This window comes from uncultured Sulfuricurvum sp. (genome assembly GCF_937936435.1).
In the GTDB taxonomy this organism is placed as follows: Bacteria; Campylobacterota; Campylobacteria; order Campylobacterales; family Sulfurimonadaceae; genus Sulfuricurvum.
On sequence record NZ_CALDDG010000098.1, the window covers coordinates 1 to 8,118 of the forward strand.

Below are 8,118 nucleotides of genomic sequence, written 5' to 3' on the forward strand. Positions count from 1 at the left end.
CCCAGCTGAAACTGGTTCGGGTAACGGAGAGATCGTTCAGTCCCCCCTTTACGAAACTGATTACTTCATTACGGCGTGATTTCGGGAGAATAAATTCGGGATGGGCTTCGTAATACTCCAATAGCGGTTTCTCGTATTTGGAAAGACGGAAAAAATAGCTCTCCTCTTTAACGATCGTTGTCGCGCGTCCGCAATCGGGGCAGCATCCCCCGTCCATCAGCTGAGACTCCGGGAAGAAAGCTTCGCAACTGACGCAGTAGTTCCCCTCGTAAAAATCTTTATAGATATCGCCTTTCTCAAACATCTTTAAAAAAGCGGCTTGAACCCCTTTTTTATGAGATTCATCGGTAGTACGGATGAATTGATCGTAACTAATATCAAATTCATCCCACAGGTTTTTGAATGTAGCGCTGATTTCATCGGCAAACTGTTGAGTCGGTTTGTTTTGTTTTTGGGCCGATTCTTCGATTTTTTGTCCATGTTCATCCGTTCCGGTCAGGAAAAAAGTCTCATATCCGGCAAGGCGCGAGTAGCGGGCCAAGGTATCAGCGATGAACGTCGTATAGGCGTGGCCGATATGCGCTTCGCCGTTGACATAATAGATCGGAGTCGTAATGTAATTTTTCATTGGGTTCCTTAGAGAAATTAACCGTGCATACAGTATCGGTGGAAAATTACCGCTATTTTATCGGGTATTTGATTTGAAAGTATTAAATTGAGGGTTGATTTTTGCTAATTTGTAGTGCTGATATTGCACATAATTTAATATGTGGAAGTTTATCACGGATAACCATTTCTATAATTGGAAGATTGATCCCCTCATAATCATGAGCAATGAAATTACGAATATCATATGAGCCTTTGAGGTCTTCACGATCAAAATGAGATAGTATCGTAAATGCGGCATCATTTTTGAGTTTCTCAAACTGTTCTGCCATAGCGACAAGGTGCATCAAAATAGCAGGACGTTTGAGTTTGGTGTCTGACAACGCGGCAACGATTCCACCACTTTCATTGACAATTTCGAGAATAAGATCAATTTTTTCGATGATAGTTTGTAGTCGTTCTATATCATGCTGTTCAGACATAGATCGCTTCTTTGAGGAGTTTCGTTTTTTTAGCTTCGTCCAATCCTGAAAGATCGCAAATATCAACACGTCCACCACCGAAACGATGAGAAATGGTACTTCGCAGTTCTTCGATTACGCGTAAAGCTTCCCACCCGGGATGTACTTGCAAAAAGCGAGGAGTGGTGTGCATCACAATATCAATATCGCTGCCCCACACGGCATTTTCACGCGCATAACTACCGAAAAGTCCTAACTTCTCAATCCCTTCACTTTCTAATTTTGGACGAATGGATGAGAGATAAGCTAAAATTTCTTCTTTTTTTGTCATGTGTTAATTATAACAGAGTTTCTATATAACCACTCTAACTCTGAGAGAATATTAATTTGAACAAGATATAGTGTGAGGATTTGTATTTTTCAAAACAGCATCAAGTGTAGCAATATCATTGGCATCACCTTCTCCATCATAGCGTATATAGTTCGAAATTTTAATTTTTGCATTTCCTTCAAAACCACATTTATTCGAATTTTGATTTATACTAAAACCAAATAAATGTGCTGATTGTTCTGAATTTTTGAAGCAAAACCATGGAAAGCGATAATCACCACTAGGTCGTGGTATACTTTTTGATGATGATTTAGAGGGAAAAAAGCATACTTGTTTCCCACGTATTTCTAAGCTTTCTGTATCTGTTCGATATTCATAGCGTCCCTCTAATAAATTATTAGTTTCTACTGCATGCAGTGCTGAGCTAAGAAAAAATGTCGGAATAAGTAGCCTTATCAAAACTTGATTTTTCATTGAAATTTCCTTTAGAAAAACTTCTTATTTTAATTTGTTAAAAGATGATAATAATTTATAGCTTTAGAGGGAATAAAGTGGGGATGGATTCCGTATCGAGTACGGAATGACGAGATTGATGGATTCCCGATCGGAGTCGGGAATGACAATGTATTAAAAATCAAACCCGCCGGTTTCACCTTTGGACATACTTTCAAAAACGCTGCGGACATATTTAGCCCGTATTTCACACCCTATGCACTCGCTGCATACGTAACAGCTTTCCATATTCCGTTCCTGCTGACACGCTTGCATCTCTTGCATTGCAACATCCAGCTTTTCTTCGTAGATATCATTGCTGTCCGGCATAGACACTCAATACCTCATTGATTTCGTCGCATGAACCGAAAAAACACGGACTGGTATCGTGTACGTGTTTTGGCTGTTTCTCGAGTACCCGCTTAGTCCCGTCAATCGCTTTTCCGCCCGCTTTTTCGAAAATATAGGCGAATGGGAAGACTTCAAACAGCATACGGAGTTTTCCTTCGGGTTTATCTGATGCACCCGGATAGCTGAACAGACCGCCCCCTTTTAAAAGGATCTGATGCAAATCCGGAACCATTCCTCCCGAATAGCGCAGGCGATATCCGCGTGCGAAAAACGAATCGATCATACTTTTATGAAAAGGTGCCCAGCACTGTTGTGTACCACCCGGAGCATTGATCTTCCCTTTTTCGTTCAAACGGATATGCTTGACGAATTCAAACTCTCCCGCTTGAAGAAGGTAGAGTGACACTTTTTCGGTATCGGCAAAAACGAGTTCGACACGCGGTCCGTAAACGACGTAACATGAAGCAATCATTTTATCCGGCGTGAATGCGCCTTCGTAAATCCCGAAAATCGACCCGACGCTAAGATTGACATCGACGAGCGAAGAACCGTCCAATGGATCGAATGCGATGAAATAGTGTCCGCTTTCGTTCAGAACCATCGGTTCTTCTTTCTCTTCGCTGGCGATGGTATGGACACCCGCAACACGGCTTAATTCTTCTTCGATAATGAGGTCGCTTTGGATATCCAGCTGCAGTTGGGTTTCTCCGGAACTGTTTTGTTCTTGAGAATATCCGATATCTTTGACATCGATGGCGTGCTTGATCCGTATAGCGCTTTTTTGAATCGCTTCTAAAATGGTGTTCATTCGATTACCTTTGCATGAGTTAAAATCCATTCGATCACCTGATCGGGATTGTTCAGATCGAGAAGATCGATTTCGGTAGGGAGTGTATAATGGGCCGGATCGATGCTCTCATCAATCGCTAGTGCGTTCATATAGGGAAAATAATCGGTATCGATCGAGCCGCGAAAAATACTGATACGGGGTAGGGGAAGGTTCTTGAGCCCTTCGACCAACAAAACGTCAAATTCGCCGAAAAGCTGAATGATTTCGTCCAATTCTTTATGGCGACGGGAAAAATAGGTTGTGCGTGTAGGGGAGGTTACGACGACTTCAGCTCCCGTGTCGCTGAATTTGTAGCTGTCTTTCCCGGGGACGTCGAATTGGGCTTTGTCTTTCGGATCGTTTTTGATGATAGCGACCTGCAAACCGCGTTCATGAATCAGTTTGCGTGCTACTTTTAAAATAAGGGTTGTTTTACCGCTGTTTGAGGGGCCGGTAAATGCAACGGCTAAACGTTTTTTCAAAAAATCCGCCTCTGTATAAATTGAGGATATTATAGTCAAGGTTCATTTTAAAGTTTCTAAAACTTAACCCGAATGTTCGTTCGGCTAAACTAAACAATCGGTTGAATATGCAACTATAAGCTCATATACGGTAAAGTTTGCCATTATTTAGAGCAGATGAAAGGTGAGCAATGATCTTGAAATCAATCGTTATACTCATGATGATGACCCTTAGTGTTTTCGCTTCCGAAGCCGTCGCTTTTATCAAAAATGTTCGCGGTGAAACTGTCGTAAAACGTGAAAACGCGATTCTACCGGCAGAAAAGGGGGAACAACTCCTGCGCCGAGACGTTATTCAAACCGGAGCAACCGGTACACTAGGGGTCTCTTTTAATGACGGAACACGTGTATCGGTAGGTCCTAAAAGTGTTTTAGTTATTGACGATTATCTTTTTCAGCCTTCCGAAAAAGTATTTCGGTTTGACTTGACGCTTCAAAAAGGGACGGCTGTATTCGAATCTGGAAAAATCGGCAAGCTTGCACCTGAAAAGGTCAATTTTCGGGTACCGCAGGGCGTTATCGGAATCCGCGGTACGAAATTTGTAGTTGAGGCGGAGTAAAAATGATTCCCTTATTGGTATGGACAACGATAGTCGTAGCGCTTCCGTATGTGTGCTCACAATCGCAGACGACAGTTGTTTTATTGGATAACAACACTACCCATAACGCTATCGCGGTAGCGACACGAGAGGGAAATGTTACGGTCGATAAACCTTATTTTTATACGGTTTTGGAAGCCAATGATCAAAAACCTTCCGAAGTCAAGCAAGGCGATCCCGATACCATTCGACGCAAATATGCCGATGTCTTGAACGCTTTGCCGATAAAATCCGAGTCGATACTGTTTTATTTTGAACCCGGAACGGCGGAAATTACGTCCGAATCGAAAAATCAGATTGATGAGCTGATGACGTTGATCGGTGCACATGAACCGGCTGCGGTGGATATTATCGGTCACACCGACCGTGTCGGAGATGCCGATAAAAACTATGCACTCGCGTTGGAACGGGCACGTGCCGTTGAAGCATTTTTAACGAGCCGCAACGTGAAAGTAAAATACACAACCGTGACGTCATACGGTGAAAATGATCCCCTTATCAAGACGGAAGACGGTATATCTGAGCCTAAAAATCGTCGTGTGGAAGTGATTATACGCTAAACGATGAGAGCTTTGTTTTTTTCATTCGTATCGTTTGCGCTGACTGTGCTTTTTTATTGGCTTTGGTGGCAAACTCCTTTACTGAGTCAACTGGATTATAAGTTTTACGACCGTATAGCCCACTCATTCCCTTCAAGACATTCTCCGGATTCGACACTTGTCGTCGAAATCGATGAAAAGAGCTTGGAAGCTTTCGGGCAATGGCCGTGGCCGAGAATGATAACCTCCGAATTGGTCAATACCATCGCCGATGCCAAACCTGCCTCTATCGTTTTTGATATTATATTCTCGGAAAAAGACCGTTCCTCACCGGATACGCTAAAAGGGTTTTACCGCGAACTGTTCGGTTTGAATGTGACCGTACAGGGATTGCCGAAGCCGCTTGAGAGTAATGATCGTCTTTTGTCGGATGCGATGAATCGTACGGTGAGTGTTCTACCCGTATTTGCCGATAGCAATAATCGTCAAACGTCTTGTTTTCTGCCGAACCGTGTAAATCAGTCTTCAGCTGATTTTTTATATACGCTTACCAATATCGATTCGCTGGTATGCAGTCTTCCCCGATTTCAGCAACATGCACAAGGGAGCGGACATATCCATGCTACCGCCGATAAAGACGGAATTTTGCGAAGGCTTCCCCTCTTTATACGTAATAACGATAATTTGGTACCGACTCTCGGAATGGCGGCCGTAGGAACATCGAATGAGGCGCTGATACGGATTTATCCGGTATCGCCTCTGATCGGTGACATGGGTGTTGAGATTTCGAAGTATCGTTTTACGATGGATAAATTTGCGGAAGGATTGTTGCATTTTTATCCTGCAAATCAGTATCATCGGGTTTCGGCATATGACCTTTTGCATGGAAACGTCGATCCGAAGAGAATGGAAGGAAAAATCGTTTTCATAGGATCGAGCGCCCTCGGACTCGATACGCGCCATACGATTACGGACGGGACGATGCGACCTGGAGTATTCGTACATGCGACGTTAGCCGAAAATATTCTAAATAACGATCTCAGTGTTCAACCCGATATCTATAAGCCTTTGGCTATTTTAACTTCATTTTTTACGGCGTTAGTGCTTCTATTTTGGATGAACCGAAAACGCTATTTGCATGTAGTGCTCCTCTTCGCGGCTGCGGCAGTGATCAGTTTCGTATTGACCTATGCTCTTTGGGAATATCATATATACATTTCAATCGGATATTTTGTCATTCCGTTGTTCTCTTTTTTGTTTGTACTCGGGCTATTGATGTTTATTATCGATTATCGGAATACCAAAAAATTTATCGCAGATATGCAAAAAGCGGCAGAGCAAAAACAGCGTCTAAGCAATGCGTTAGAACAAAGTGAAAGTGAACGGGAATATCAAAAAACGATGCTCTTTCAACAATCCAAGTTGGCGGCGATGGGCGAGATGATCGATAACATCGCCCATCAGTGGAGACAGCCTCTTAATATGCTCGGTGTGATCATACAAGATGTCGAATATGCCTATCACTCTGGAAAAGTGAATGAAGATTATCTGCATACGATGAGCAGCGAATCGATGGAACAAATTGTTTTTATGTCGCAAACGATTGAAGACTTTCGTAATTTTGTCAAACCTGACCAGACCAATGCCCCGTTTGATCTGAATGAGGCCGTTTCAAAATCGTTGCAGCTTCTTTCCGGTATGTTTGAATCGCATGGCATTGAAATTGACGTTCGATACTGCGATGTACCTTTGGAAATTAACGGATCGATAAGCGAATTCAAACAGGTGATGATTAATCTTTTGCAAAATTCCCGGGATGCCTTGGATGAGAGAAAACCGGCTTTGCCGAAGATTATTATTCGTCTTTTAACGGAGAATTCCAATGCCGTTTTATCTCTTCAAGACAACGGAGGAGGGATAGCCGAAAATATAATCGGGCGGATTTTTGAACCTTATTTTACGACCAAAGAAGAGGGCAAAGGGAGTGGAATCGGGTTGTATATGTCGTATGCCATCATACGAACCAAAATGGGAGGGAATATCAACGTTGTCAATACGGACGGAGGAACATTATTCACGATTTCGATTCCGTTACGACGCCACGCATGATATATCTTACTCCGGCGCATATTTCTAAGGGGAGTTTGCGTATAATGAGCATTATTCGATTAAAAAGGATTAGGATGCGATTATCTTGGATTACTTTATCAGCTTTATTAGCCTTTAGCGGCTGTGCACAAAAAGGGGCCTTCGATCTATTTAAGATGGATGAAGCGCACGAAAAAGCGATCGAGCAAACACGTACCGGAACAATCGTACTCTCTTTGGAAACTAAAGCGATTATGTCATCACTTTATTTGAATAAAATCGATCCGGCCGACTACAAAGACGGGGAGTATTTTATCGTAGCCGTTTATTTTGAAAATGACGATCGCACGATTAGAGTACGTGAACTCGAGTCAAACGGATATTCGCTGACGCTTAACGGGAAAAAAGCGACGTCGATCGAGTTGCTCGATAGCAAAGATCCCCGCCGCGCTATGATGCCGATCCAAAACAATTGGAATCGTTTTTATTTCGTCCGCTTCAACCCGTCGGCTGAGAGTTCTTTAGTTCTTCAGCTCGAAAATAATCAGACAGGGTCGGTTGCGTTAAGCTATCAAAAATAGCACCGATCGATACGGGTTCACCCAATATCTTTTTATAAATGACATAATTGGCAAGGACCCGCTTGCCGTATTCGCGGCTTTCGGCATTAGAAATCAGCTCCATACTTAAAAACGGCTCGTACGTACCGCTTAGAAACGGGGTTCCGTTTTGAAGCATTCTTTTCGTAAATCCCATTCCACCGTTGTACGCATAGGCGATAAAGACCGGATTATAGAGATATTTTTGCAGATAATTCAGATGCACAATGGCGTATGCAATGTTATGTTCGGGATTGAACATATCATCATACGATGTCGGTTTAAACGGATTGGATTTGGCAATCTCATCTACGACGAACGGCATCAGCTGCATTAGTCCCAATGCAAACGAACGGGAAATCAGTCCGGGGATCAATCGCGTCTCCTGACGCATCAACGCGTACACGATCGCTTTTTGATCGTTTGTCAGGTTTTGCATATATTGATTGTACGGCATCGTAAAGTCGTGGATGAGCGGTGTGTAGGCACGCTCTATCATGTAGGCCTGTACCGCAACCGAATCTTCACCGTCGTAACGTTCGATCAGATTAACCAAAGTGTCGGGAGTAGAGGCTTCGATCTCTTTATGCAGGGAATTCCATATGAAAGGATCATCCCCCCTGAAACCGCCGGGGCCCGATGTCGGAAGCGTCGTAAAATAATTTTCGGTATCAATCCCTAATTTCTCTTTGGCATAGAGGG

12 protein-coding genes are annotated in these 8,118 nt (G+C 43.1%); 4 read left to right on the forward strand and 8 right to left on the reverse strand.

The genetic code is table 11. From position 1 onward, the window contains the following. The 7 genes from Q0389_RS09555 to mobB form a co-directional block, all read right to left on the reverse strand. Positions 1–628: class I tRNA ligase family protein (locus tag Q0389_RS09555; RefSeq protein WP_298693753.1), on the reverse strand; the 628-nt coding region annotated here is incomplete at its 3' end. 82 nt (positions 629–710) lie between these two features. Continuing rightward, on the reverse strand, positions 711–1,088 hold the full coding sequence (locus Q0389_RS09560) for a HepT-like ribonuclease domain-containing protein (RefSeq protein WP_298693754.1): 378 nt from the start codon (positions 1,086–1,088) through the stop codon (positions 711–713). Beyond that, a complete protein-coding gene (locus Q0389_RS09565; protein WP_298693756.1) occupies positions 1,081–1,398 on the reverse strand; it encodes a nucleotidyltransferase domain-containing protein in 318 nt (105 codons plus the stop codon). Before Q0389_RS09565 ends, Q0389_RS09560 begins: the two co-directional genes overlap by 8 nt. 51 nt (positions 1,399–1,449) lie before the next feature. Beyond that, complete coding sequence (locus Q0389_RS09570; protein ID WP_298693757.1) at positions 1,450–1,872, reverse strand: hypothetical protein; 423 nt, start codon at positions 1,870–1,872, stop codon at positions 1,450–1,452. Between the two features lie 153 nt (positions 1,873–2,025). Then, positions 2,026–2,220, reverse strand: a complete 195-nt coding sequence (locus tag Q0389_RS09575; protein ID WP_298693758.1) for a hypothetical protein — start codon at positions 2,218–2,220, stop codon at positions 2,026–2,028. After that, positions 2,204–3,049: a class 1 fructose-bisphosphatase gene (locus Q0389_RS09580; protein WP_298693759.1), complete on the reverse strand. Its 846-nt coding sequence runs from the start codon at positions 3,047–3,049 to the stop codon at positions 2,204–2,206. Before Q0389_RS09580 ends, Q0389_RS09575 begins: the two co-directional genes overlap by 17 nt. Beyond that, the gene (gene mobB, locus Q0389_RS09585) at positions 3,046–3,552 is read right to left on the reverse strand and encodes a molybdopterin-guanine dinucleotide biosynthesis protein B (protein WP_298693760.1); all 507 of its coding nucleotides are present in this window, start codon (positions 3,550–3,552) and stop codon (positions 3,046–3,048) included. The genes Q0389_RS09580 and mobB overlap by 4 nt, the downstream gene beginning before the upstream one ends. A 170-nt stretch (positions 3,553–3,722) precedes the next feature. On the opposite strand from mobB, the gene Q0389_RS09590 reads away from it, so the two are divergent. The 4 genes from Q0389_RS09590 (at position 3,723) to Q0389_RS09605 (ending at position 7,398) form a co-directional block, all read left to right on the forward strand. Next, the gene (locus tag Q0389_RS09590) at positions 3,723–4,151 is read left to right on the forward strand and encodes a FecR domain-containing protein (RefSeq protein WP_298693762.1); all 429 of its coding nucleotides are present in this window, start codon (positions 3,723–3,725) and stop codon (positions 4,149–4,151) included. 2 nt (positions 4,152–4,153) lie between these two features. After that, on the forward strand, positions 4,154–4,750 hold the full coding sequence (locus Q0389_RS09595) for an OmpA family protein (protein WP_298693764.1): 597 nt from the start codon (positions 4,154–4,156) through the stop codon (positions 4,748–4,750). Between the two features lie 3 nt (positions 4,751–4,753). Beyond that, complete coding sequence (locus tag Q0389_RS09600) at positions 4,754–6,838, forward strand: CHASE2 domain-containing protein (RefSeq protein WP_298693766.1); 2,085 nt, start codon at positions 4,754–4,756, stop codon at positions 6,836–6,838. A 74-nt stretch (positions 6,839–6,912) separates the two neighbouring features. Next, positions 6,913–7,398 (forward strand): hypothetical protein, encoded by a 486-nt coding sequence (locus Q0389_RS09605; protein ID WP_298693768.1) that lies wholly within the window; start codon positions 6,913–6,915, stop codon positions 7,396–7,398. On the opposite strand, the gene Q0389_RS09610 is transcribed toward Q0389_RS09605, so the two are convergent. After that, on the reverse strand, positions 7,316–8,118 hold an 803-nt coding region (locus Q0389_RS09610), incomplete at its 5' end, for a lytic transglycosylase domain-containing protein (RefSeq protein ID WP_298693770.1). The genes Q0389_RS09605 and Q0389_RS09610 overlap by 83 nt on opposite strands.